Origin of the sequence: Streptomyces sp. NPDC091376 (genome assembly GCF_044757085.1) — a bacterium.
Taxonomy (GTDB): domain Bacteria; phylum Actinomycetota; class Actinomycetes; order Streptomycetales; family Streptomycetaceae; genus Streptomyces; species Streptomyces pratisoli.
Map to the genome: position 1 here is coordinate 30,245 of NZ_JBIVUF010000019.1, position 25,222 is coordinate 55,466.

A 25,222-nucleotide genomic window follows, 5' to 3' on the forward strand; every position below is an offset into this window, starting at 1 on the left:
AGGCGGACCGAACAGCGCCCGGTCTCATCGCCGCCGCGCTGGTGGCGTGACCTGCTCAAGTGGCTGACTTCGCAGCCAGGTCACCATGCCCGGCCTCAGCCGGGTGGACAGTCCGGGCGGGCGGGTTGGCGGTGCGCCGCGCCCACAGCCAGTACAGGACTGCGGTGACGATCAGGCCGACGATCCACGAGATGTCAGCGCCGTCGAGCTGCTTGGTGATCGCACCGGTGTACATCTTGGTGGCCAGGAACGGGATCTGCACGGCGACGCCGACGACATAGCAGGTCAGGGCAGGGATGCTCCAACGACCGTAGCGGCCGTCCGGGTCGTACAGGGCGGGGATGTCGACGCGTTCACGGGAGACCAGGTAATAGTCGACAAGGTTGATCGCGCTCCAGGGGGTGAACACCATCAGGAGCAGGAGCACGAAGTTCTTGAAGTTTGTCAGGAAGTCGTCGCTCGCAGCCAGCGCGATAGCCATCGACACCGCGATGAAGCCGACGATGTAGCCGGCGCGGGCTGCGGCCGAGATGCGAGACCGGCCGTCGAAAGCGGTGACGGTGGTCAGGATCGACATGAGGCCGCCGTACGCGTTGAGGCAGTTGACGGCCAACTTGCCGACGGCGATCACCAGGTAGATGAGGAGCGCGGCAAACGCCGGTCCAGCCAAGTCCCCAAGGAAGCCAACTTGGTCGGACAGGAAGGCATTGCCCGCGACAGCGGCGGTGAGCGCGCCGAGCATCATGGCCAACTGAGAACCGACCACGGAGCCGGCGAACGTCGACCAGAACGTCGCGCGCGTGCTGGCGCTGCGTGGCAGGTAGCGCGAGTAGTCGGCGACGTACGGCCCGAAGGTCAGCTGCCATCCGGCGCCCAGGCCAACAGCGAGCAAGAACGTCGCCGCCTCGAAGCCTCTATTGCCGACATGCGCGCCGACGTCGTACTGCGTGAACACCCGCACCATCAGGTAGCCGAGTCCAAGCACACCGACGACGCTGGCGACGCGGCCGGCGATGTGGATGAGTCGATAGCCGGTAATGGCGATCACGGCGGTCAGCGCGCCGAAGATCAGGATCCCGGCGTCGCTGTTGTCGAGGTGCAGCATCTCGGACACCGCCTGCCCGGCCAGCACGCTGCCGGTCGCGGCGAAGCCCATGTACATGAGGATCACCAGCGACAGGGGCAGAACTGCACCGTAGACGCCGAACTGTGCGCGGCTGGAGATCATCTGTGGTACGCCAAGCCGCGGCCCTTGGGCGGCGTGCAGCGCCATCACGATGCCACCGAGCACGTTGCCGATCAGCAGCGCGAGTATCGCCCAGAGCGCGTCGGCGCCGAAGACGACTGCCAGCGCGCCGTCGACGATGGCGGTGACCTGCATGTTGGCGCCGAACCAGAGTGTGAACTGGCTGCGCGGCGTGCCGTACCGCTCGGCGTCCGGAATGACCTCAATGGTGCGTCGTTCCATCACGAGTGGTTCCCCAGAGGCGCGTTGGACCGGCATGTCGGTAGCCTCTCTTCGCAGGCTGCCCGGCCGTTGACCCAACTCACGCTGCACCGACACTGACGTAGAGGAACCGTCTGTTTCTCGACCTTCACCTCTTCACCTCGACGACATTCGGAGAGCGGGTGCCACGTCACTCGCCGTTGCGAAGTGGCCCGAGGGACCTCCACCCATGGAAACCGCGGTGTCCACTTGGGCGGCGTGCAGCAGATTTTCTGCGGCATCGGTATAGCCGAGATACTTGAAGGTATGATCCACAAGAGGGTGCCCGCTCTCCCTCGTGTTGGAGATGACTTCGGTGCCGGCAAGATCGGCAAACTCTTCATCTCCTCCTGTGTGGGGTATCGGGTCCAGAGGGCGAGGTGCGGTCGTGGGTTCCATGGGAAATCCTCGTGCGAGTGGACTCGTGCCCATTACTACTAACAAGAGCTTCGGCAATGAATCCAGAGCATTTCAGGCAGGCGCGATGCACTTTGGGCCTGACCGCTGCCCGTAAGAGACGCCTGATTGAACTTCTTCGACTTGGCCTCTGATCGGGTTGGCGCCTCCCCTCCCGAAAGGAACGAAACGGGATTCTCGCTCACTTGGCCTGATCGTCAGCGACGGGCAGGGCCTTGCAAGATCAGCACCGTCCAAGGTTGAGACCAGCCCGGACGTAGGGGTACCTCCCAGCGATAGCTGGAGGACATCACACGGAGTTCTTGTTCCTGGGGGACACCGCTCCGCACGCGGTACACGTGTACGCCTCTCGGCGAGCGGGGGGTGCGTGCTTGGCTCTCGCTCCGCACTGCGCGCAGTCCATCGTGGTGTGCGCGGGATGGACCAGGTGCACGGCACGCCCGTGCTGGCGGGCCGTTTCGACCAGTGCGGTCTTGGTTGCTGCGATCGCGGCATCGGCGGCTGTGCAGGGCCATGCTGGTCTGTGTCAGGAACCTCGCGGTGGAAGTCTTCCATCGCGAGGTGGTCGACGTCGTGGACCACTCGCTTGGCCCCTCCCCCGTGCGTCCGGTGTCACTTGCGGTATCCGGTGGTCTTGCGCCGATTCTTCGACGTCGACGCCGGGCCATCATCCGCTGATACTTCGCCGAATTCCGTGCGACCGTCTCCCCGTACTTGGCGTACGGCAGGTCGTGGACGTCGGACGTGGTGGTGGTCCTGTCCGCACCGGCGTAGAAGCCGAAGACAGTTCGCGGGACCACACACGACGGTCACGGCGATACCGGCCGCCAGGTGCAGCCGGCCGTTCTTGAGCCGGAATCCGCGCCGCGTGTAGTTCAGCGACAGCAGCGCATCGTGCTTCCGCTTGGCCTGGGGCATCCCGGCCCGCTGCCGCACCTTCGCGCAGCCAGGCCATCGCGCTACAGGCTCCCGGTCAGGAGCACGCCGAGCGCCGTCGACCCCTGCCCCGGTGGGTCCGAGGCCCCTCCTCCGTCGTGCTGTGCCTGTGCCCCCACCAGTGCTGCGGCTGTGGGCGCAGCCATAAGCGGCTGGCCGCTTGAGGGGGTAGCGGGCAGCACGCGATCGCGGCGTTGTGGCGGTGTCCCGCTGATGGCTGGTGTTCTCCGCCGAACGGGCCGTAGCACCGGCTGGAAGAGTGCTGCCTTCTACGGGGCGGGGCGGCGTCCTCACCGCATGGAGTGGGTGATCTGCGTGATGCACGCTGCAATGTTCGTGAGGAGTCCGATGACGGGTTCGTTGTCACGGACCGCGCTGCGTGTCCGGGTGTCGTCCCTCTGGTGCCTGGGCAGCTCGTCGAGGCGCTGGGTGTGAAGCTGTGCGAGGTAGAGGCGCATGGCGTCGAGGGTGTCGGTCAGGGCTTGCGTGTGCGCGTCCTGCCCGTCGGGCTGTGATGCGGTCATGGCTGCGCGGGCGTGCGTGCGGTAGTCGGCAAGGCCGGGGATGAGCGTGGCGCGTGGTGTGGCGTGTGCGGTCAGGGCCCCGATGTGTTCGATGAGTGAGGCCAGTGTGGTGAGGGTGGTGGAAACGTCGGCGAGGGCTTCGGTGTTGCGGCCGGGTTCCCTGTTGGCGTGTTGCCGTGTGGCCTGGGCCTTGGCGAGGGTGTCTTCCGCTGCGCGACGGACATGGTCTGCGGGGGGTGCTTTGGGGTCGGTGAGCAGGTGAAGGGCTGCGTCCAGGTAGGTGGCGGCGGTTTGTGTTGCCTGGGTGGTGTGCTGGGTGAGGCGGTCGTGGTCCCAGGCAGGCCACAGGAGGTAGCCGCCCAGGAGTGCGGCGGCGCTGCCGAGAACGGTCATGGCGATGCGTTCGAGGGCTGATGCCCAGTCGCCGCTCTGGGCGACGTCGCCGATCAGCAGCACCAGTGGGGTGCCGAAGACGACCCAGAACGCGTAGTTGACGGGTCTGAGGGCGAACCCTGCGCTGATGATCGCGAAGAGTAGGACGGCGAGAACCGCGGGGTCTTTGATGCCCGCGATGAGGAGTGCGGCACAGGTGCCGCCGATCAGGTTGCCGACGATGCGTTGTCCGGCTCGTTCGAGGGTGGTGCCGTACTGGGGACGCAGGACTCGCAGGACGGCAAGGGTTGCCCACTCTCCGTGCGGAAGGCCCGTGGCCGTGACCAGGGCGAAGACGACGGCGCAGACGGCCGTGACGCGCAGGGCGTGGCGGTAGGCGGAGGAGCTGAGCGTCATCGCGGCGCGCAGGCGTGCCGCGTCGAAGCCGATCTTGCGCGGTGGGGCCGGATGGAGCGGTGTGGAAGCGATCGCTGCCAGAGCTCCGGTTCGCCGGTGCGCGATGCGGGCAGCGGTGTGGATGCGTTCCAGGAGCCTGCGTTGGCGCCCTGCTCTGGCGATCAGCGTGTACGGCTCCTGGCCGAGGGCTGTCCGTGAACGCAGGGCGTCGCAGGCGAGAGCGAGATCCTTCAGCCCCCGGGTCGTGTCCGGCGCAGGGGCCGCGTGGCCCGGACGGGCGAGCCGGCGCGCGGTCTGGCAGAGGTGGTCGGCCAGTGCCTGGGCGGCGACGGTGAACTGCCGCCGGACGGGCAGCGGCGGAGGGCCGGTCTGGGCCAGTGCCGCAGTGAGGTCGGCCAGCAGAACCGCCTGGTGCAGCAACGGATCGACCCGGGCCGCCAGGCCTTCATCGCCTCCCGGGCCGCGCAGCGTCAGAGCAGTCCGCTCTGCCCTGCGCAACGCGGGAACCATGCTCGCGCCGCTACCGTCCCGGCCGGAGCCGGCAGCAATCCAGATGAGGCGACGGCCGGCCTCCCGGTAGGGCTCGGCTGCGGCAGCCAGGACGCTGCGCAGGCGTGGGGCGGGGGCGAGCACGCCGGTAGCGGCGGCGTACCAGAGGCCACCGGCCAGTACGAGAAGCGCGGCGCGCAGTGTGCCGTCCGACGGCCCGGAGCTGCTCTGGCCGGCTCCGGCCAGCAGGGCGGTGGCCGGCATGGTGCCCAGTCGGGCCACCGTCCCGTGCACCGCCTCGCCCATGGCTGCGAGGAAGACCAGCACCATCAGCAGGGCAAGAGCAAGCAGGAACAGCCCAGTAGCCAGTTCCCCGGCCCAGAACGCGAGCGCGTTGACGACACCCGCCACCGCCAGTCCCGCCGTCCGCTGCCGTCGGGGACCGCCCTTGTTGGTGAACGCGCCCACATAAGCACCCAGGCACGCCAGCGACCCGGCCTCGGGATCACCGGCCAACACACCCGCCAGCAGGGGCAGGCCCACGGCCACCCCGTTGACCAGCCCCGCTCCGGCCGCGGGCTTGCTGCCCTCGGCGGGAGCGAACAAGCCGGACAGCCAGGTCCGACCTCGGAGCCTTCTCAACCCCGCTGGAACCGGCCCATCAGCACAGCCCGCTCCAGGACATGGCCTTCCATGGCCGCTTCGAGTTCCGCACGCCCCGCGGAGGGTGGCAGTTCCAGGACGGCGTCCAGTGCGTAGAGGGTGAAGAAGTACCGGTGCGGGCGGTCACCGGGCGGCGGGGCCGGACCGATCCAGGTGTTCGTACCCCTCGTGGTGACCCCCACCACGCCCAGCTTCTCGTCGGCTTCGGACAGGCGGCGCTGCCCGGCGGGAACGTTCCACACCACCCAGTGGTCGAAGTTCCCGTCCGGCCGTCTCTCCCGCGGCACGTCCGGATCATGCACCACCAGCGCCAGGGTCACCGCCCCCACCGGCACCTCGTCGAACTCCAGCGGCACCTGGGACTCGGCACCGTCCACTGAGTGCTCGACAGGGATCCAGCCACCGTCCTGGAACGACGGACTCGCAATCCTCATAGAGACATACTGCGCCATTTCTCCTTTTAGCGGACCACTGCCACGCCCTGACGACCCACAACTCCCGCCACGGTAGACACCGGAATTGCTGCGGCAGGGCCTCTACCGTGATCATCGCGACCTGCGGCGGACCACTCCGGCCGCTGGGGCGAGGTGAACGCATTTACTGCCGGCAAGGCCGGAAGGGCTGGGCAGGCGTGGCGATCGAACCAGTGACCGACCGGACGCGCGGAGAACGGAGAGATTCCCTCCCTCGATGGGTTGGATCGTCAGGCCGGATGCTTCAGAGGGTCGAGGATCAGGCGAGCGGAACCAATCAGGGGAGTAGGACTTCATCCACCGAACCCACCGCTGATCTGAAGAGGAGAGGCTCTCAGGAATGCGAGCCTGGCGCGGACGATGACCGGGCCAGACGCGCGCCACCTCGGCTGCGGCTTGGGGTAAGGCCGCAGCACAGGGAATTCCATGACCATTCGCAAGAAACTCCCCGCGATCGCACTCGGCGTGATCTCACTGACCGCGCCTCTGGCCGCCGCAGGTACCAGCACTGCGGCAACGGCGATCGAGGTGCAGGTAGAGGACTCCTCTCAGGTCGAGGACGCCACGCTCACCGACGGCAGCGGCAAGCCCTCCGGCGCGCTGTCGGCGAAGACGGCGGCGCAGACCGAGAAGGTGTTCTCCACCGGTGAGATCGCCGGGAAGCGATTCTCGTCGATCGGACTCAGCTGGAAGAAGGACTCCACCCTCGACGAGGGGCTCGTCGCAGAAGCGCGGATCCACCGGAACGGCGCCTGGGTGTCATGGCGGCACATTCCTCTTGAGCTTGACGAGGGCGTGGCCGAGGAAGCGAAGCGGGCCGGCGCACCCGCCTTCTACACGGAGGATGCGGACGGCGTGGAGGTTCGCTTCATCTCTCCGACGGGCAGCCTGCCGCAGGACCTACGACTGTCCTTCATCAATCCGGCTCAGGGCTCCGTCGTCTCCTCTCCGGCTCCTCAGCCGCAGTCGGCACAGGCCGGACAGCCGGACGTGAAGCTGCGTAAGGACTGGGGCGCAGACGAGACCCTGGCCGATCCCGGGTACAAGACGCAGCCTTCCATCAAGTCTGCCCTGGTGCACCACACCGTGACGGGGAACAACTCCTACACCCAGGAGCAGGTGCCGCAGATCATCAACGGCATCTACGTCCACCACATCAAGAACCTCGGTTACGGCGATTCTCCGTACCACTTCATCGTCGACCGCTTTGGGGGTATCTGGGAAGGCCGAAAGGGCTCCATCGAAATGCAGCCCGGCACCGTAATTCCCGGCATCCTCGGCGGCCACGCAGCAGGCTTCAACACCAACACCTTTGGTGTCGCGATGCTCGGCAACTTCGAACCGAACAACAGCGAGGGCGGCGAGGACACTGGCCCCGACCCCAAGCCGAGCGACGCCATGGTCAAGAGCCTCGCCGATCTGCTCGCCTGGAAGGTCGGCCAGTACAAGCTGAACCCGGAAGGGGCCACGCAGCTCGTCTCGACCGGCGGAGGCGGCACCAACCCGCACCCGAAGGACACGGTCCTCGTTGTTCCCGTCATCTCCAGCCACAAGGACGTGAACGTCACGGCCTGCCCGGGCGGCAAGCTCTACGAGATGCTCCCCGGCCTGCGCAAGCAGGTCGCCGAACGACTCGGTTAGAACGTCCGGGTCCCGCAGACCTCTGCGGGCGGCCTCACACCCCAAGTAGGCCAGATGGAAGCTCGGTTCTGGCTGCCCAAATCGGTATGCCCGCACCTTCGAGGGCCGGAGGGGATACCTGCGAAACGGGCCACTTGAGGCTCAGCGGCGTGGACGGGGGTGCCACCGGATCGGTGGCACCCCCTCTGGTCATTTGCAGGTCTGCTACTGCCAGGCACAGCATCCGCCGACAGGCCAGCCGTGGAGCACGCGTGCTCGACTACCAGCGCCGGAACCTCTCCTCACGCCCGTTGCGCAGGTATCGCCTCCGGATCCCCGGTACGGCGTGGGCGCCGACCGGGCCAATGACATCCACGACGACCAGGTCCGGATCATCCAGACCCTGCTGCCGACCGGCCTGTCGACGCCCGCCGGACCCTTCGACAGCCCGAACAGGTACAGCTCGACGCTCCTGCCCGCAACGTCTGCGCCGGGCGGGTCCGAGCACCCCGACGACATGGTCCACGACATCACACTCCGCCGGTCCATCCTCGCCCCGGACGACGACCGGGGCGCCCGCGACAACGCAGGCTGCAGCTACCGCCGCCGGTGGTTGCGCGGCGGGCACCGCCGTACCTATCGACAGCCGGTCGGCTCGATTCGGCGTCGGGAAGTTGCCCGATCGGTGATGCAGAGACCCTCGATCGGCCCGGGGGTGTTCCGCCTTGGGCTCCACCGATCGTCTGTGTCGAGCCTGGTCACCGCTTCCTACGCTGAGGTTCCGCTGGAATCAGTGACGTTGGCTCCGCAGCGAGCAGCGAGCAGCGAGCAGCACCTGCCCTCCCTTCGAAGAGAAGCCACCATGAAGCGACACCACTCGAGAATGGCCGCGACGGTGGCCGTAGTCCTGGCTACCACTCTTGCCGCCCCTGCTGTCGCCCAGGCGGCGTCGGTGAAGTCGTCCAGCAGCGATTCGGTCTTCCCGAGCCTCGGAAACGCCGGGTACCGCGTCAACAGTTACGACTTGTCCTTCCGCTATGCGCCGCAGGACAAGCGCACCCCGGTCCACGCGGATACATTGGTCACTGCCACCGCATCGGAGCGACTGCGCACCTTCGACTTGGACGCCTACGGCATGAACATGGCCTCCGTAAAGGTCAACGGCAAGCCCGCACGCTTTCGTCTGCACGGCGGAAAGCTCACCCTTTCGCCTTCCCGCCCGGTGGCGTCCGGTACGCGCATGTCGGTGGACGTTCACTACCTGGTCAATCCGCGTGAAGCGGGCACGGTCACCGGCTGGGCGGACACGACGCACGGCTTCGCCGTGGCGGCACAGCCCGCTGCGGCTCACACGGTCTTCCCCTGCAACGACGTGCCCTCGGACAAGGCGTGGTTCACCTTCCACGTAACGGTGCCCGACCGGAGCGGCTACGTCGGAATCGCCAACGGGTTGCCCGTGGGCAAACCTGTCACCCGTGCCGGGTACACGACGTACACGTACCGGGCCCATCACCCGATGGCCACCGAGCTGGCTCAGATCGCAGTCGGCCCGTATCGGAAAGAAGATCTCGGGAAGACCGATGGTGTGCCGATACGCGACGTCGTGCCACGCGGGGAGAAAGGAAAGTTCAAGATCCTCGCGCTGACCCCGCAGCAGATGAAGTGGGCCGTGAAGGAGCTGGGGCCGTTTCCCGTGGAAACGTACGGGATCATGCCGCTCGCCACGGACAGCCCGAAGCCTTTCGGGTTCTCCGGTCTGGAGACGCAGACTCTCACCATCTACGACCCGTCCTACCTTGCCGAGCAGCCGGTTCCCATGGTGGCGTCGCACATGATGCACGAACTGGTGCACTCGTGGTTCGGAGTCAGTGTCACGCCCGCGACTTGGGCGGACAACTGGCTCAGCGAGGGCCACGCCAACTACTACGCCTTGCTCTACCGGTTTGCGAACGGATGGTCGACCAACGACGGCAAGAGCGACAGTATGGAAGCCGCGATGAAAGCCGTGTACGAAGACGGAGACCTCTACCGTCAGGAGTACGGTCCGGTCGCCGCTCCGACGCAGGAGTCCCTCAGCAGCAACCAGGCCTACCTCGGCGGCCCCCTCGCACTCTACGCACTTCGGGAAAAGGTGGGCGAGACGGCCTTCCGGCGCATCGAACGTACCTTCCTCGAAACGTACAAGGACAAGTCGGCCACGACCGACGATTACATCGCTGTCGCCAGCCGTGTGGCCCCTGGACAAGGTATGAAGGCCTTCCTCGATGCGTGGCTGAAGGGGACGAAGACGCCTCCTATGCCGCACCACCCGGACTGGAAGGTCACCCCGCCGGCAGCCAAGGACTCCCAGGACAGCCAAGCCAGGAACAACGAGATCGCAAAAATCCTCTCGGGGAGCGCTGGGCACTGACGGCCCGCCGTCCCCCGGCCGAGCCGACGACAGCCGTTGGAGTGGGCCTCATGTCTGCCGCGTAGGCCAGGCTGGAAGCTTGGTCCTGTCTGCCCAGCTCGGTCTGCCCTGATCTCTGGCTCCATCCGTTGATCTTGCGTGGGTATCCCCGGCTGAAGCCGGGGATACCCACGCAAGATCAACGGATGGATCTCGACTTGGGGAAACTCACGCCATGACCTGATGGACCAGTCCAAGCGCAACCGATTCCTCGACTGCGCACAGGGGGCGCGACGACCATTCGTTCGACACCCCCTGCACGCAGCCAAGCTCCCGCCCGAAACGACCCGCGGAGCGATTGCCTCGGCTTTCCGTACGCGGTCGCGCAGGTCCACGTCGCTCCGTGGAACGCGACACCTGCGCCGCCTTCCCTACTCCGGGCGGGCTCGTGGTCCGTGAGCCCTCGCGGGAGCACTATTCCTTGTTGGTAGTGGGAGGTGCGTCCATCGGTTCCGCCCTCGAGGTCTCCGGGCGGACGGCGCGGTGAACGTACTCATTCGGTCGGTACGGTTGCCGAGAGCCAGGGTCGCAGGAGGGCGGAGGCACGGGCGCTGGTGGCGGCCAGGGCGGTGAGGTTCTTTTGCGGCACTTCGGCCACGATGTCTGCCAGGGCGGTGCTGTCCATGTACCCCAGGATCTGGGCGATGGTGGTGGAGGGGGCGGTGATCAGTGAGCTCAGCAGTGCGGCGGCCGCGGCAGTGTGGCCAAGGCGGTACAGATCGTCCAGCAGCTCGGCGACGGCTCTGTGGTCCAGGTGGCGAATGATCTCGGCAGTGGACTCGGGGGCGGCATCGACCAGTTCACTAAGCAGGCCCGCGGCCGTGTCGGCGTGGCCATCGTGATGCAGGGCGTTCAGCAGGCCGGCGATGGCGTCGAAGGCGCGTCTGGCTCCCAGGGCGAGGATCCATTCGATGACCTCCCGCTGCGGCATCTCGATCACGATCTGCGTGATGTCTTTGGTCAGCGCAAGGACTTGGTAGGCCCCTTCGGGGCTGATGGTGGTGGTCATGGTGGTCAGGGCGGCGGCGGCCTGGTCGGTGCGGTCAGCGTGGTGCAGGGCAAGCAGCAGGCTGACAGCCGCGGTGTGGTCGCCGGTGGCGGCTACGGCAGTGACCCCGCCGGTGAGCTCCCCATCCGGCACCACGGCCGCAATCTCTCTTAGGGCGGCGCGACCCAGGAGTCGGATGACGGTGCCGGCTGCGATGGGGTCGGCTGCGATCAGGGCGGTCAGCGTCGTGGCGGCCGGGAGGGTGTGGCCGGTCAGACGCAGGACCTTCAGCATCCGAAGGGAGACCTTGGGCCGGTTGACGACCAGGGTGGTCAAGGCGGTAGTGAATATGGCGGGAGGCAAGGCCCCACTCAGCCGGGTGAGCAGGTTCCCGTCGGGGTCGTGTTTGGCCAAGGCGGCCAGGACATCGCCGAGGGCTGTCGGTGGGGAGAGGGTCAGGACAGCCGCGAGCGTGCTGGCGCTCTGGGCGCCGTGTTCGACTAGCCATACACACAGATTCACGGCCAGTGAGGTGTGGGCCGGGTCGGCCAGCAGGCGGGTGAGAATGTGGCCGGCACGAGCAGGGTCGGTGCCATGGAGGGCGGTCAGCAGGGCGGCTGGACTCTCCAGCGCTCCTGCCGCCGCTGCGCCCCCCGCCCCGCCTGCCGCGGCCGCGGCCACACCGGCGTAGACCGTGACGGCCGTGGCCTCGGGCATGCCTGGATCGGCCAAGGCCTCGGCGATCAGCTGGATCCTGCCCGCGCCCTGGGCGGCCAGATGACCGGCGACGCCGGTCATCGCCCGAGGCCGGGCCTCCAATGCAGCCACCAGCAGCCCCAGTGCCGAGAAGGCGGGAAACACCTGAGGCCCTCGTCCCAGCAGGTCGAGCATCTCCGCCGCCCCGGCCGGGTCATGGTTGGCGACCCCGGCCAGCACCAGAGCCGCGGTCTGGACATCGCCGGCCTGGTCCAGGGCCCTCAGCAGGTGCGCCCACTTCCTGCCGCCGGCCAGGGCACGGCAGAACCCGTCCAACGCCCCACCGTCATCGTCGCCGTCGCCGCCGTCGGCGGTGGTCAGGACGGTGAACGCGCTGGGGCCATCGCCGGGACCGCATTGGGTGTTCATCGCGGTGAACGTCCTTAGGGCAGTGGCCGGGTCAGGCCAGGCGATCGCGCCAAACACCGCTGCGGCGCTGTGAGCGGAGATCTCCCCGCCGGCGGTGAGGAGCGCGGCGACGTCATCGCAGCGCCCCTGAACCAGCAACGCGGCGGCTACTTCGGCCGCAAGGTCCGGATGAGAACCGACCGCCGCCACCAAAACCGCCACGGCCGCACTGTCGTCGGCGTCCTCCAGCTCCCGCAGGACACCGACCGCCCGCTCGGCGGGTAGGCCCGCCAACACCGCTGCGGCCGTCGGGGCATCCAGAGCCGCCAGTATCTCGACGGCCGGCATCCCGCCGCCGATCGCGGCAGCGATCACTGGCACCATCTCTGTTCGATTGTGGACGACCGTCGCCGCCACGACTCCCGCCCCACCTGCACTGCGCAGTTCGGCCAGCACCGCCGCGGCCGTGAGCGTGCCGCCCTGTCCACGAGCCATCCGTGCCAACACCCACGCCGCCGTGCCGGTGCCCACCCCCGTCAACAACCCAGCTGCCCAACGCGTCCACCCCGGCCCACTGTCCAACAACTCCGTCAACGCCTTGGTCATCCCGACCGGCTCCCAACCAACCGCCTTGGTCACCGCCTCCACCGCGCCCGGGCAGACGGCGTACCCCGGCAACACGGCCAACAGTGCGCCCGGACACGCCCCCGCCATCCCGGCCAACACCCAACCGGCCGCGGCCGGGTCCATTCCGGCCAGCACAGCGACCACGGGCCTCGGGTCCACCTCCGCCATCGCAGCCAACCACGCCCCCGTCCCCTCATAGGTGGCCGCCAACACCCCCACCTCCGGCGCCTGTGTCACCACCAACTCGAACACCTCGCGGCCCACCCCCGGATACGACATGGCCAGCTCTGCCACCACCGCCGCGACTTGCCCGACGGTCGCCTGCGGATGACCCACCTGAGGATGCATCAAGCCCCACAACCCCGCCCACACCAGAACAGGATCACCCAGCGAATATGCCATCACCCCCGCCAACCTGGCCGGATCGTCCAACACCTCCGGAGCCTTCCCCACCATCACGGATACCGGAGCATCGACAAACCCGTCCATCACAACCCCAAACGTTCCCACCACCGGCCCGTCACCATCCCGCGGGCCAGCACGACTTCTCCATGGCAGCAAGCAACACTCCACGACACGAGGCCCACCCGGAACGCCCCACCGGCCAACCCTTCAGGCCATCGGCGCCTGAGTCCGGAGCGACAAGGCCGGGCCGCAGGACAGGCACGGCCGGCAAGCGACCTGGGTCGGGGCCGCAGCTTGGCGCCGCTGCCGCAACGAGACCAATCCCTACCCCGAAGCTGCCGCGCAGTGTTGCAGGAGTCCTGCAACCGCCGGTAACACCCGCCCATTTACGCGCCTTCGGCTTTGGGATGCGGGTGGCTTCCCCTGGTGCACCTGCCAGGCATTTTCGCGCGGTTGCAGCGGTGGCTGAGAACCGCCTGGGCCGAGGTCGGCGGCGCGTGGCATCGTGTGGATCTTTATTGCAGGGCTGGTGAATCGGGGGCGAGTCGTGGGTTACACGATTCCTGAAGGTGTCGACACGATGCTGGACGTCGTCGGAGTGGGGTGACTCCTCCCCCTCATAAATGAGGGGGGCTTCTCGCTATGCCGGTGGGGCTTCGCGGCGGACCAGCCCGGCCCGTAGAACGTTCAGGGCGCCCACCGTGTCCGCGTGCGCGGTGTGGCCGCACGAGACGCAGTGGAACTTCTCCTGTGTGGGCCGGTTCTCCTTGGCGGTGTGCCCGCATTCGGGGCACCGCCGGGATGTGTTGCGGGGGTCCACGGCGATTATTTCCCGTCCGGCGCTTTCAGCCTTGGCGTTAAGGATCGCGAGGAACACCCCTCATCCGGCATCGGCGATCGAACGGTTCAACCCGGCCTTGTACGCCGCCCCGTTGGGCAGGAAGCTGCCCGGCTGGTCGGGGTCGGGCTGTGGTTCAGGCGCCCGGCTCATGTTGCGGATCTTGAGGTCTTCGTGCGCGATCAGGTCGTACTCACGGACCAGGCCCAGTGCGGTCTTGTGCGCGTGGTCCAGGCGCTGACGCCGGACCTTGGCGTGCAGCTTGGCGACCTTCTCCACAGCCCGCTGGTGGTTCTTGGTGCGCCCCTCACACCGGACGCGGGGAAACCGGGCCAGGGCTCGCTGTGCGGCTTCGAGCTTCGCGGCGGCCTTGCGGCCGTGGCGAGGGTTGGCGATCAGCTCGCCGTGGGAGGTGGTGAGGAAAGAAGCGATCCCCATGTCGATGCCGACCACGCTGCCGGTTTTGAGCAGCGGTTCGGGCCCGCCCTGGTCGGCGGTCAGCACCACATACCAGCGCGTGCCCTCCCGCTTGACCGACACCGTCTTGACCTTGCCGACTACCGGCCGGTGCTGTGCACCCTGACGTGACCCACGCCCTGGAGACGGACGCGGGTGACCGGGTCGTGTGGTGTGGAATTCCAGCGGCAGCCGTCACCGTCCTTGGGCAACTCAACGGTGTCGAACCAGCTCTGCCTCCGAAAGCGGGGAAGCCGGGCGTCTCGCCGACCTTGACCCGGCGGAAGAACGCGGCGAACGCCTTTTCCAGACGGCGTGCACTACCCGCCGAAGATTGCCCTGTCGAAGCTGATCAACTCCCTCAAGGGCGTCAGCTCCCGGTACCTGCGGGCCGAGTACACCGGCAGGATCAACCGCATCGGGATGGGGGTCGGTGTTCTGGTCCCGCTCCTACTTCGCGGGTTCCTGCGGTGGTGCACCGCTGACCGTCATCCGGCAGTACATCGAGGGCCAAAAGCGGCCCGTATGACCCTCACGCCCGAGGCAGAGCGAACTCCGGCGCTGCGCGCCTCCGGGCCAAGGATGCGTTTCCCTCCCCGGCTGAAGCCGGGATACCCACGCAAGATCAACGGATGACGAACTCGCTGTTGGAGTTCGACGACAACGCGGACGACGACGCCGGAGTCGCCTACGGCCACGTTCAGAAGCTCATTTCCAGCGGTCAGAGTGAATCGCTAACCGCCCTGGACAAGCACTGGTCGAAGGTCCAGGGCAAGCACAAGGACCTTGCGAAGGCGGACCGTCTGGTGGCCTGCCGCACCCCCGACGGCACCCTGTGGCGATACACCTACGACTGTCTCGGCCGCCGCACCGCCAAACACCGGATGGCCGCCGACGGCCTCACCACCGTGCACTCCGTCTACTTCACCTGGGACGGCACCCGACTGGTGGAGGAGACGGACACCTCGAACGGAACCACGCTCACCTGGGACTACGACGGCCGCCGCCCTCTCTTGCACTCGAGCGCCGCGGCGCCCTCGACTCCCGGCCCCAATCCGTCACCGACACACGCTTCTTCGCCATTGTCACCGACTGATCGGCTCCCCCAGTGAACTCGTCTCCAAGGACAGGGAGATCGCCTGGCACACCCGCACCACGGTCTGGGGCACCACCAGTTGGAACCGGGACGCCACCGCGGAAACCTCACTCCACTACAACTGCTTCCGTCACTACGACCCCGAGACAGCCCGATACGCCAGCCCCGATCCCTCGGACTCGACCCGGCGCCCAACCCCGTCGTCTACGTCACCAACCCGCAACGACAAATGGACCCGAAGGGCTCATCGCCAAGGGATGTACCGAGCTCGGCGGCTGGTACAGCGGACTGATGCCGGCCAACCTCAAGAACGACGACGGCAGCCGTCGCACGAACGTCGACATGGAGGTCAACCACATCCCCGCGAAAGCTTCTTACTCCCACCTGAACGAGCCCGGCTTCAAGGTCATCCAAACCGGAAAGCGGAAGGGCAAGGGCGCGGGGATGGGGCCATTCATTGGCATGGACGAACCGGACCACCGCAACCTGACGAGCACCGGCTCCGGCAAAGCGAGTGAACAGCGGCGCGCGCGGCAGCGCGCTCTCATCGACCAAGGCCGCTGGGACCTGGCCATGAAGATGGACATAGACGAGATCAGGGAGCTTTACGGCAGCAAGTACGACACCCACATCGCCGATATGATCGACAGCCTCCAGCACAACCGGAAGTTCCAGGCGATGCTCACCAAGCGCGGCTGGACGATTGACTACGAAGTCCTGAAGTAGACAAGGAGTGATGAACGTGGACTTGGTGCTCGATCATCCTCGCGGAGTGGCACCCGTGCTCCTGGGCATGACGATCGACGAAGCCGTGTCCGCCCTGAGCACCTTCGAAGAGCCCGAGGTGGTACGTCGCTCGACCTCGTCGCTCGTCACCGCAGCCTGCGCCAAGATCACTGTCCAGACTCTCTTCGAGGAGGACGAAGACGCGGTCTCGGCGATCGAGCTGTGGTGGCCGGGCGAGGGAAAGACAACGACGACCCGTGGCCTGCTCGAAGGACGGGACGTATTCAGTACCCCCGCCGAGGACATCCTCCGGCACGCCGAAGAGCGGGCCTGGCATGTGGACCGGTCAGAAGCCGAGCGGCCCGTCATCCCCGCGGTCTCACTCGGTTTCACCCGCGAAACCTCCCAAGAGACGCCCCGCGACCGCAACGGGCTGCCCCTGTACTTCACATCAGTCCTCGTCGGCGACGAGCACTACTACGACTACCGCTACCCGGACGGGTTCTGACCACGGGCACACCCAGGTCCGCTGGACGACTCTCCACGGGACCGCGATGACGGTCTCGGAAGCGGTAATGACACCGCCTCGACGGCGGGGATGTCGACGCCTTCCGCGAGGATTGGCGGTCCTGTCGACCTCGGCGATCCACAAGCAGCGAGGACGCGTTCAAGACGTCGCTCATCGTCTGTTTGGCGATGCCCACTGCGGTGAGCTGCCGCGGGGAGAGGTGGCGTTCCGTCATGCTGGTGCGGATGTCGAAGACGGTGCCGATGTCGGCCTTCTCGGCGATGCTGACCGTCGAAGACGGTGCGTCCTGCTCTCACGGATCCGCCCAGCGGGGCGAAACCGGCCCGCTGAACGACCTCAGCCAATGACATCTGCGCGGCGTCGGAACTCACCGACGGCGGCCGCTCGATCACGTTAAGCGTGGCGGCGCTCATGGTACGCCGAGCAAACCGCGGGGAGCGGTCAGCGAAGCACAGCCGGCCGCCATGGCCCGCGTCGCGGCGGGCTCGCCACTAACCGGTCTCGACAAGCCGTTGATCGAGCCCGATGTCGTTCAACTTCGCGCTCCTGGTGTCGAAGCGGACCAGAAGCCGCACGGACCGCCTCTTGGTCGCCGCTCTTTGCCCGGTCGGCTTGCCGAACGGCGACACCCCACACCGACTACCGCATTGAGCTGTTGACCGCCCTGCGGCCATCCGCATCGGACGCGCCCAAGAGCCGACGACAGCGCTGTCGATGACCGTTGCTCCACTCGAGGCTCCGAGGCACCGCTGGTCTCCGTTGCACGACACGACCGAAGCAACGCCCCTACAGGAAGTCTCTCCTTCCCCTTCGGCTCCCCTTTCGGGCTGTGGCACTCGTACCGCCCCGGGTAGAGATCATGAGCCACGTCAGGAGTCCCCTTCGAGGACCGGAAGCGCCGTCGCCCTCGTTCACCTGCCGCACATATTTTGCCCACCCTCACGAGAGGCGACAGAAATTATGACCACACCACCCCCTGTCTCACCGGCCACCGAACTGGAAGCACTCACACTTTCCGAGGAAAGGGTCGAATGGGCGGTTTCCGCACAGCAAAAGACGACGGAACTAAGCGCGACAGTGCGAATGATCCAGGAGCTTGAGGCATGGCAGACGGAAGAAATTCCGCAGCTGGTCAACAGCACCGTTCACCAGCTTCGAAAAGCCGGTGAAGATCTCCAAGCGACCATTTGGGACGAGGAGCAGAGGCTACTGGAAAGTCTCCATCAGGCCGAACAGCTAGTCGCAGAAGCGGAAGCATCGAGTGGCGAAGCCACACATGGGCCGGAGCATCACGAATCAGTTCCACCGCATCAGTTCTCGGAAGAGCTGACCCGCCGATTGTGGGAACTCGCCCAAATCCAGGAAGAAGAGCAGGACCTCCGTTACCGGATTGCAGAGGCCGGCGAACAACTCGCGCTGGCGCAGGATATCGTCGACACCGCACAGGTGATTCTGAACTACTATGCGACTCGCGCCGGAGCAACCAACGTCACACGCATTCTTTCCAGGGCTCGTGCTACAGAAAGAGTTCTGGATGCCATCATCAGGCTGGGGCCGGACCCGAAGACCAAGGGGAAATATATTCGGAAAGCATGTCAGGTGGGGTACGCCACTGCACAGGACATGCGGTCCCTCCTCGCCGGGGGATGGTTCGGTCCCGATCAGGTGACCCAGAATGAGCTCCTACTCCACCTCACCGCACTCGAGGAAAGCCTTCAACGATTCCAGGATGCACGCGCCCTGATCGAAACTGGCGAGGTTCCACCATCCATTTTGCCACTTGTAGCCGACACGCTCACCACCATAAGACAGGAAATCATTCCGGAAGAATCCCGATGGGACAAATTGGTCAACGAGGCCAAGCAGGCAACTGACGAGCTCGAGAACGGATTCCGGCAGATGATGGAGAAGCTGCCCACGAGCGCCTCTCTGCAAAAGCCCTCCCAGGTGTCAGCCCACCCCTTGGATCCGGATGATAAATACGCCCTCAAGTTCCTCGCCGAACACATCCTGGGCGAGAAGATGTCGGACTCGGAATACAACGTCATGGTCAGAAGTGCGGGGCTCGAGTCCCTCACCGTTGACGGGTCGGGGCGAACTCGGGCAAAAATTGAATTGACAGTAGCCCAGTTCAGCCGCACAGTCGGCACAAAAGCCGAACAAGCAGGCACCGAAGTCGATAAAGTCATTGGCGACGCCAGGTCCGCACTGCAAACACTGCGCAATCAAGTAGGCGCTCAAGCAGATACGGCCGAGCAAGCATTCAGGAGTGGATTCTCAAACTTTGGAAACATCCTTAAAGACGTCTTCGATGACCTCTCCAGCAAACTGACGGAAAAATAGAGGAGCGATCGCGTCGAGGTGGGCCGCACGAGGTCCACTCAACTCCTGATCTTGATTTTCGAGCAGTCGGTTGGCGTTCAGGACCACTCAAGGGCCGGGCCCACTACAGCCCCACAGGTCGCGCGTGACGGCGGTCGCGTTCACGCCCCCCGGAAGGTGGGCGCGGACGGCGGCCACGTCATGAGGCATTGGTGATCCGGCCAGCGAGGTCACCGTTCGGCCGGCCGCGGCGTGCTCGATTCGCTCCTGCCGGTCGAAACGAAGGACCATCTGCCCATTCAGCCACTCGCGAACGCCCTCGATGCGCGTCCGCGCGGCGGGCCAAGCAGCCAACCAGGCGTCCCGACCTCGCTGCGATCGGCTGATGAGGAAGCCACCTCCCTCGTCACCGAGCTGGACGAGAGCAACCGCATGACCGTGCGCGCCGACCTGGCCATCGCCCTCGAACAACTCTCCGCTGCAAGTGTGACCAGTCGGGCACAGGCCGCTGAAGGCACCGAGCACAGGGAAGTCTCGCGCGCTTTTTGGGTGCTGGAGCGGTCGCCGGCCCGCCTAAGGGCTTGCAGGGAATCAAGGTGTTGCTTCCCTGCAAGCCCTTAGCACGTCACCACGTGAAGAGGACTGGCGGTGGAGGCGTGTGCGGTCGGCTGACCCTGAGCAACATGTCGAAAACACCCCGGTCGCCACCGAACTCCTGAACCGGGCCGGACCCTAGCAGTCGCTTCCAAGGGTGTCCCCGAGCCGACCCCCGCCCTACAGGGGCCACGATCCATATATATCCTGGTTGAGGTACCAGAAATGTTCAGAACTATGCCATTCCATTCGACACAATGCCTGATACGAGTAACCGTTTTCGAGACAAATAGGTGCCCTTACAAGAAAATATCCGCCATCGTCGTCTCGTCGGACCAAGGCCACCTCGTTCAATCGAACGTGTACCTCGGGAAGCCAACTGTTCCATGCCCATACTCTACGCCCGGTGGGATTTTGCGAAATGCCACTGAGCGCGGTGGAGAAATCTGCACCCGGGCCGATCGGGGCATATCCGAGCACGGTTCGCAGGATCAGCAATCGGGTTGGAACGAGGCCGGGGTCGGCCATGTCAACGAGTTGCGTCCTGTCAATCATGGGTGCGGCTTCGAGAAGCTCCCCGAAGCTCACCCCGCATTCCTCTGGCATCATAATGTCGCCCAGCTCTATACCCGATATTTCCTCAGAGATATTCTGGACAGTAGCAGAACTGACATTGTCGAGACCCGCGCGACACAGCGGGCACATAGGCTGCGAGTAGGAGCCGACTAAGCCTTCCATCTCTCCCGAGCCCGCATTCGTCGGACTGAACCAGGACCACGCCAGACTCAGGAGACATTTCGCACAAAACTTATGCACATCGCCGCATCGAAAGAGCGCAAACAACGGACGGGAATCATGAATTTCCACTCACTGGATGGGCGTGCGGCGACGTGGCCAGATGCACGAGGCAGCACAATTCAATGTGCACTCTCCACGCCTGGAAACATATAGGCTCTTCGCACTGCAGGCCTCGCCCTGAAGGATCTTCCCGTTTTCCTGCCTCATGAGGCACCAAACCGCACGCACCTCACGCATTGCCCGCACCAACACATGTGCAGAGTGTGAAATATTTTTCCATCCGAGAGGGCGAGAGGCCCATCAGGAGTGCTCGATGGGTTGGCCGCGCAAGATCTCATAACAATCACATGAAGCGTAAAGTATTGGTCAAGTCGCAGCCGCATGATGCGCCGTGCAAAAAGCTATCGGGAGATGATCTTCAGTGGCGCGACGAGGCCCGAACGAGGTATGTCCAAGCTCGAAAGGCTTTTAATGAACAAGCGAATTCGTCGAAGATTCACAGCGACAATCACCGCCGCATTGGCGGTCTTGATGGCGTTTCCCGCTAGTGCGGCCGCCGCGAAATCCTCACCTTCCTCAGTCCGCACGACGCAGCAGACTGCGCAAGCTTCCAGTGACGTTGTCCAATATTGTCACTCGCAGCATGCACCTTGGTGGCAAACCAGATCTTACGAAGTTCACTGTCCCGCCAGGCACCCCTACCTGGTAAATTCAGAGAACGGGCAGAATTTCCGCATCGCCACATCGAACCATATAACCGCCCCTCCGAGTCAAACTTTCTACAAATCCCATTACATAATGGGTGGAGTTTTATACGGGACCTACAAGGCGGTGCGTGGAACTTATCACAACTGGAACATCCACGACGGCTCGGTGACAATAACCCTCACCTGCACCAACAATCTCGACAAGGCGAAGTTCCGGATGAATTACATTCCTGTCTGACGGGACGGGAGGCGGAATCACTGGGGGCGGCGCGTACACCCGGCATCACTGGCTACGCTCATGTCGAGCGACGGGCGGTGACGAACCCCGCGACGTCAGCACGGTGAGCCGTGACCAGCGGGACGGACACTTCGAAATGCAGTTGCGGCGGCACTCAAACAGCGGATGATCCTCGCCGCTTCCAGACACCCCTTGAGCGCAGCTCAGCCGGCTGTCTGCCCGATCGCCACTTGTAGCGGATGGGTAGCAGGCATGCCCTCCAAATAGCCCGAAAGGTCATCCTTCCTACCCCTGAGCGGGATAGCCTGGCAACGTCGCGACCAGACGGCCAAGCCATCCCGATTCGGGATCCGAGTACGCAACCCGGCCGGGTCGCGCAATTCCCTCGTCGACACCGAGAGTGATTAACGGAAGTGACTATGAAGAATCACCGCAAGGCGAAATACGCAATCGTCGGTGCGACCCTCGCTGCCGCTATCGGCTACGCGGCCGTCCCCGCACTTGCCGCGTCATCCACTTCGCCCCATAACGCTACGGGAAATGCGCCGTGCTTTCTGACCGGAGACAAGGGCGCCACTGCGTATGACAAGATCGGCGGGAAGGTACTAAAGGAGCGCTTCGCTCCCAATACGTACTACGTCGACCGGGAGCACTCCGACAGCTGGATCCGGACCAGCCAAGGATGGGCCTGGCTCAATGACCCTAACTCCAACTACGGTGGAACCTGGTCAACTTGCCCGGAACCGCCCAAGCCGTAACGCAGTCGCGGCTGCTTGATGTTCCGCCCGGTTCGGGCAGAGTCGACACATGTTTCGAAAAGTAGCCGCTCGGTTGTGGCCCGCGCCGGCCGAGCGGCCACTTCGTGATCGATGGCCAACGTGGACTCCCCGCACTACGAGCCGTTGCGGAACGACTCAGGACCAGGGGTGGATTCGTCATGAGTGGATCGGGGCTGGAGGAGCCGGCTTCAGGTCGGCCATGGCAGCCCCCTGTGGACGTTGTGCCGCACGGCGTCGGTGACCGCTTGGGGAAGGAGGTCGGTGTGCCGGCACCCTGCGTCTTCGTCATGTCGGACGGTCCGAGGATGTCGCGGCAGTCGTCGGTGACGCGCCCGATGCACGGGGCGAGCAATCGTTGGACGACCGCATCTCCCTATGCACCTCGTCACGGATCGCGGTCCGGGAACGGGTCGGCGTGGAGCAAGCAGCCAAGGGCTCGTGGGTTCCCAGAAGACCTGCCATCGACGGAGTGCCCGAACCGCTGCCTGTCGCATCTGCCCGCAACCGGGGCGACACGACCTACGGTAGGCGGACAGTCGAGTGCCTGGCGGATGTCTCCGCAGGCTGTCTCCACGGAAAAGCCCTTAGGACGGCACAGCTCATGACGACCATCTCTCTTGGAATGCCGGCCGTTCCGACCAAGCTCGCCGACCGGAGGGTCAGCCGCAAGATCCAGGTCGGCTCGGTCGCCGTCGGTGGCGACGCACCCGTCTCGGTGCAGTCGATGACGACGACGCGGACCTCCGACATCGGCGCCACGCTGCAGCAGATCGCCGAGCTCACCGCCTCGGGCTGCCAGATCGTCCGGATCGCCTGCCCCACGCAGGACGACGCCGACGCGCTGTCCACCATCGCCAGGAAGTCGCAGATCCCCGTGATCGCCGACATCCACTTCCAGCCGAAGTACGTGTTCGCGGCCATCGACGCGGGCTGTGCCGCCGTCCGCGTCAACCCCGGCAACATCAAGCAGTTCGACGACAAGGTCAAGGAGATCGCCAAGGCGGCCAACGACGCCGGCACTCCCATCCGTATCGGTGTGAACGCGGGCTCGCTCGACGCCCGGCTGCTGAAGAAGTACGGCAAGGCCACCCCCGAGGCGCTCGTCGAGTCCGCGCTGTGGGAGGCGTCGCTCTTCGAGGAGCACGGCTTCCGCGACATCAAGATCTCGGTCAAGCACAACGACCCGGTCGTCATGGTCAACGCCTACCGCCAGCTCGCCGCCCAGTGCGACTACCCGCTGCACCTCGGTGTGACCGAGGCGGGACCGGCCTTCCAGGGCACCATCAAGTCCGCCGTCGCCTTCGGCGCGCTGCTGAGCGAGGGCATCGGCGACACCATCCGGGTCTCGCTGTCCGCGCCGCCGGCCGAGGAGGTCAAGGTCGGCATCCAGATCCTGGAGTCGCTGAACCTGCGCCAGCGCCGTCTGGAGATCGTCTCCTGCCCGTCCTGCGGCCGCGCCCAGGTCGACGTCTACAAGCTGGCCGACGAGGTGTCCGCGGGTCTGGACGGCATGGAGGTGCCGCTGCGCGTCGCCGTCATGGGCTGCGTCGTCAACGGACCCGGTGAGGCCCGTGAGGCCGACCTAGGCGTCGCCTCCGGCAACGGCAAGGGCCAGATCTTCGTCAAGGGCGAGGTCATCAAGACCGTCCCCGAATCGAAGATCGTCGAGACCCTCATCGAGGAGGCGCTGAAGATCGCCGAGCAGATGGAGAAGGACGGCATGGCTTCCGGAGAGCCCACTGTCACGATCCCGGGATGAACTTCATAGCGGGTGGCCGGCATCCGACGTGCCAGCCAGGAACTCAGCCACAGTGCCCTCGGACTTCTGACGAGGTCGAAGGACCACACCTCAACTCTGCCGAACACACCGCGATACACATCGTCGGGCGAAGGCTTCCGTTCTCGCCGCAGGCCTGGCAGGTGCGTTGGGCAGCGGCCACTCCGCCTCCGTCGATGCCTCCCGTGGACAAACCGCTGAGCCGATCGAGTAGGGGGATGTGAAGATCATTCGTTCTGTCCACCCGTACGGGGACGGCGTCATGACATCGTGAATGGGAGAGTTCGCACATGAGCCGCCGGACTTCAGGATGTGTCCCTCTGCCGGCGGCTCTGCGGTCCTGCCGATGCGTCATTGCTGCTGGGGCAGCTGGTTCACCGGCGGGGCCGTCCAAAACAGCGGCAGCGTTCATCCTCGTTCGGGAAGCGGCACCGTCGGCGCATTCCGGTGGCCCTCATCGTCACTCGTCCCCGTATGAATCCGGGGCTTCTCCTGTCGGTGTTTGAGCCGCCTTGGGCGGCGGCTGCCCTACGGCCCGCTACTCCCTCCGACGAGCGCGCGGCTGTGCAGTGGGGCGATGCCTAGCGTGGCGTGGTGGACGACGCCCTCGCCTGTGAGGCGGCAGTCGCGGAGGATCTTCCAGCTCTTCACGCGGACGCGGACCCGCTTGTGGGACTTGTTGTGTTCCCCTTTCCGGTGCGGGAGTTCGCTCTGTCCGCGTCCGCGGCCGTACGGGATGACGAGTCCGGTACCCGGCAAGCCACCGTCGGCGATCGTGAGGTACCCCTTGCCGACTGCAGCCGTGGCTCCCCCCTTCGTGAATGAGGGGGTTCTCGCTATGCCGGTTGGGCTTCGCGACGGACCAGCCCGGCCCGTAGAACGTTCAGGGCGCCGACCGTGTCTGCGTGCGCCTGGTGGTCGCACGAGACGCAGTGAAACGTCTCCTGGGTGGGCCGGTTCTCCGCTGCGACGAGTAGGGAACGTCTCCGCCCTGATCCGAAGCGTCCGGTGGGCTTGATCGATATCGTCGGTCCGCAGCGAGCACAGCTCCTCGCGCCGCAATGCGGCGTCGTAGGCGAGGGCGAGCATCACCCGGTTTCGTACCGGCTCCTGGCGCATAACGTCCAGCAGGTCGAGCCACTGCTGTTCGCTGGGGATCCAGGGCAGCTTCACCAGGCGCGGGACCAGGCCGCGCTCGTGGCTCCCGAACCTCCGACCCGGTGTGTAGCGGCCGCGGCCGACCGGGTTTGACTCCCTCAGCCCCTCCTCGATCAGGTAGTCGTAGAACAGCCGCACCGGCACCAGTCGCTGCTGCAGTGTCGCGTTCGCCAGACCCGCCCCAGAGTCCAGTGCGACCACGTTGTTTCCCCGCTGGCTCGGCCGCGTGGAGAG

16 protein-coding genes and 4 pseudogenes are annotated in these 25,222 nt (G+C 65.6%); 10 read left to right on the plus strand and 10 right to left on the minus strand.

The window, feature by feature from the left end:
• Positions 1–55: 55 nt before the first annotated feature.
• The 5 genes from ACIQMR_RS31530 to ACIQMR_RS31550 all read right to left on the minus strand — a co-directional run bounded on the left by ACIQMR_RS31530 (position 56) and on the right by ACIQMR_RS31550 (position 5,738).
• The gene (locus ACIQMR_RS31530) at positions 56–1,468 is read right to left on the minus strand and encodes a purine-cytosine permease family protein (RefSeq protein ID WP_401394497.1); all 1,413 of its coding nucleotides are present in this window, start codon (positions 1,466–1,468) and stop codon (positions 56–58) included.
• 135 nt (positions 1,469–1,603) lie between these two features.
• Positions 1,604–1,885 carry a hypothetical protein gene (locus tag ACIQMR_RS31535; RefSeq protein WP_401394500.1) on the minus strand — a complete coding sequence of 94 codons (282 nt, stop codon included), beginning with the start codon at positions 1,883–1,885 and terminating at the stop codon, positions 1,604–1,606.
• 307 nt (positions 1,886–2,192) lie between these two features.
• Complete coding sequence (locus tag ACIQMR_RS31540; protein ID WP_401394503.1) at positions 2,193–2,336, minus strand: zinc ribbon domain-containing protein; 144 nt, start codon at positions 2,334–2,336, stop codon at positions 2,193–2,195.
• A gap of 793 nt (positions 2,337–3,129) precedes the next feature.
• A complete protein-coding gene (locus ACIQMR_RS31545; protein WP_401394506.1) occupies positions 3,130–5,247 on the minus strand; it encodes an FUSC family protein in 2,118 nt (705 codons plus the stop codon).
• A gap of 32 nt (positions 5,248–5,279) precedes the next feature.
• Positions 5,280–5,738 carry a YbhB/YbcL family Raf kinase inhibitor-like protein gene (locus ACIQMR_RS31550; RefSeq protein WP_401394509.1) on the minus strand — a complete coding sequence of 153 codons (459 nt, stop codon included), beginning with the start codon at positions 5,736–5,738 and terminating at the stop codon, positions 5,280–5,282.
• A gap of 465 nt (positions 5,739–6,203) precedes the next feature.
• Between ACIQMR_RS31550 and ACIQMR_RS31555 the strand changes: the two genes are divergently transcribed.
• A complete protein-coding gene (locus ACIQMR_RS31555) occupies positions 6,204–7,418 on the plus strand; it encodes an N-acetylmuramoyl-L-alanine amidase (RefSeq protein ID WP_401394512.1) in 1,215 nt (404 codons plus the stop codon).
• A gap of 325 nt (positions 7,419–7,743) precedes the next feature.
• Positions 7,744–9,807: a M1 family metallopeptidase gene (locus tag ACIQMR_RS31560; RefSeq protein ID WP_401394515.1), complete on the plus strand. Its 2,064-nt coding sequence runs from the start codon at positions 7,744–7,746 to the stop codon at positions 9,805–9,807.
• 532 nt (positions 9,808–10,339) lie between these two features.
• Here the strand turns inward: ACIQMR_RS31560 and ACIQMR_RS31565 are convergent.
• Positions 10,340–13,054 (minus strand): hypothetical protein, encoded by a 2,715-nt coding sequence (locus tag ACIQMR_RS31565; protein ID WP_401394518.1) that lies wholly within the window; start codon positions 13,052–13,054, stop codon positions 10,340–10,342.
• 556 nt (positions 13,055–13,610) lie between these two features.
• Positions 13,611–14,574 (minus strand): annotated as a pseudogene (locus tag ACIQMR_RS31570) (RNA-guided endonuclease InsQ/TnpB family protein).
• Positions 14,575–14,579: 5 nt separating this feature from the next.
• Between ACIQMR_RS31570 and tnpA the strand changes: the two are divergent.
• The 8 genes and pseudogenes from tnpA to ispG form a co-directional block, all read left to right on the plus strand.
• Positions 14,580–14,793 (plus strand): annotated as a pseudogene (gene tnpA / locus ACIQMR_RS31575) (IS200/IS605 family transposase); the annotation flags it as partial.
• 103 nt (positions 14,794–14,896) lie between these two features.
• Positions 14,897–15,376 (plus strand): RHS repeat domain-containing protein, encoded by a 480-nt coding sequence (locus ACIQMR_RS31580; protein ID WP_401394521.1) that lies wholly within the window; start codon positions 14,897–14,899, stop codon positions 15,374–15,376.
• A gap of 275 nt (positions 15,377–15,651) precedes the next feature.
• Positions 15,652–16,086 carry a hypothetical protein gene (locus ACIQMR_RS31585; RefSeq protein WP_401394524.1) on the plus strand — a complete coding sequence of 145 codons (435 nt, stop codon included), beginning with the start codon at positions 15,652–15,654 and terminating at the stop codon, positions 16,084–16,086.
• Positions 16,087–16,096: 10 nt separating this feature from the next.
• Positions 16,097–16,594 carry a hypothetical protein gene (locus ACIQMR_RS31590; RefSeq protein ID WP_401394527.1) on the plus strand — a complete coding sequence of 166 codons (498 nt, stop codon included), beginning with the start codon at positions 16,097–16,099 and terminating at the stop codon, positions 16,592–16,594.
• 245 nt (positions 16,595–16,839) lie between these two features.
• Complete coding sequence (locus ACIQMR_RS31595) at positions 16,840–16,962, plus strand: hypothetical protein (RefSeq protein ID WP_401394530.1); 123 nt, start codon at positions 16,840–16,842, stop codon at positions 16,960–16,962.
• Positions 16,963–17,575: 613 nt separating this feature from the next.
• Complete coding sequence (locus ACIQMR_RS31600; protein WP_401394533.1) at positions 17,576–18,958, plus strand: hypothetical protein; 1,383 nt, start codon at positions 17,576–17,578, stop codon at positions 18,956–18,958.
• Between the two features lie 1,818 nt (positions 18,959–20,776).
• Complete coding sequence (locus tag ACIQMR_RS31605) at positions 20,777–21,274, plus strand: hypothetical protein (RefSeq protein WP_401394535.1); 498 nt, start codon at positions 20,777–20,779, stop codon at positions 21,272–21,274.
• 1,380 nt (positions 21,275–22,654) lie between these two features.
• Positions 22,655–23,812: a flavodoxin-dependent (E)-4-hydroxy-3-methylbut-2-enyl-diphosphate synthase gene (gene ispG, locus ACIQMR_RS31610; RefSeq protein ID WP_401394538.1), complete on the plus strand. Its 1,158-nt coding sequence runs from the start codon at positions 22,655–22,657 to the stop codon at positions 23,810–23,812.
• Positions 23,813–24,358: 546 nt separating this feature from the next.
• Here ispG and ACIQMR_RS31615 read toward each other — a convergent pair.
• The 3 genes and pseudogenes from ACIQMR_RS31615 to ACIQMR_RS31625 form a co-directional block, all read right to left on the minus strand.
• Positions 24,359–24,646, minus strand: a pseudogene (locus ACIQMR_RS31615) (IS5/IS1182 family transposase); the annotation flags it as partial.
• A 20-nt stretch (positions 24,647–24,666) separates the two neighbouring features.
• Entirely contained in the window at positions 24,667–24,855 is a 189-nt protein-coding gene (locus tag ACIQMR_RS31620; RefSeq protein WP_401394643.1) for a zinc ribbon domain-containing protein, read from the minus strand.
• 28 nt (positions 24,856–24,883) lie between these two features.
• Positions 24,884–24,949 (minus strand): annotated as a pseudogene (locus ACIQMR_RS31625) (hypothetical protein); the annotation flags it as partial.
• Positions 24,950–25,222: the final 273 nt, after the last annotated feature.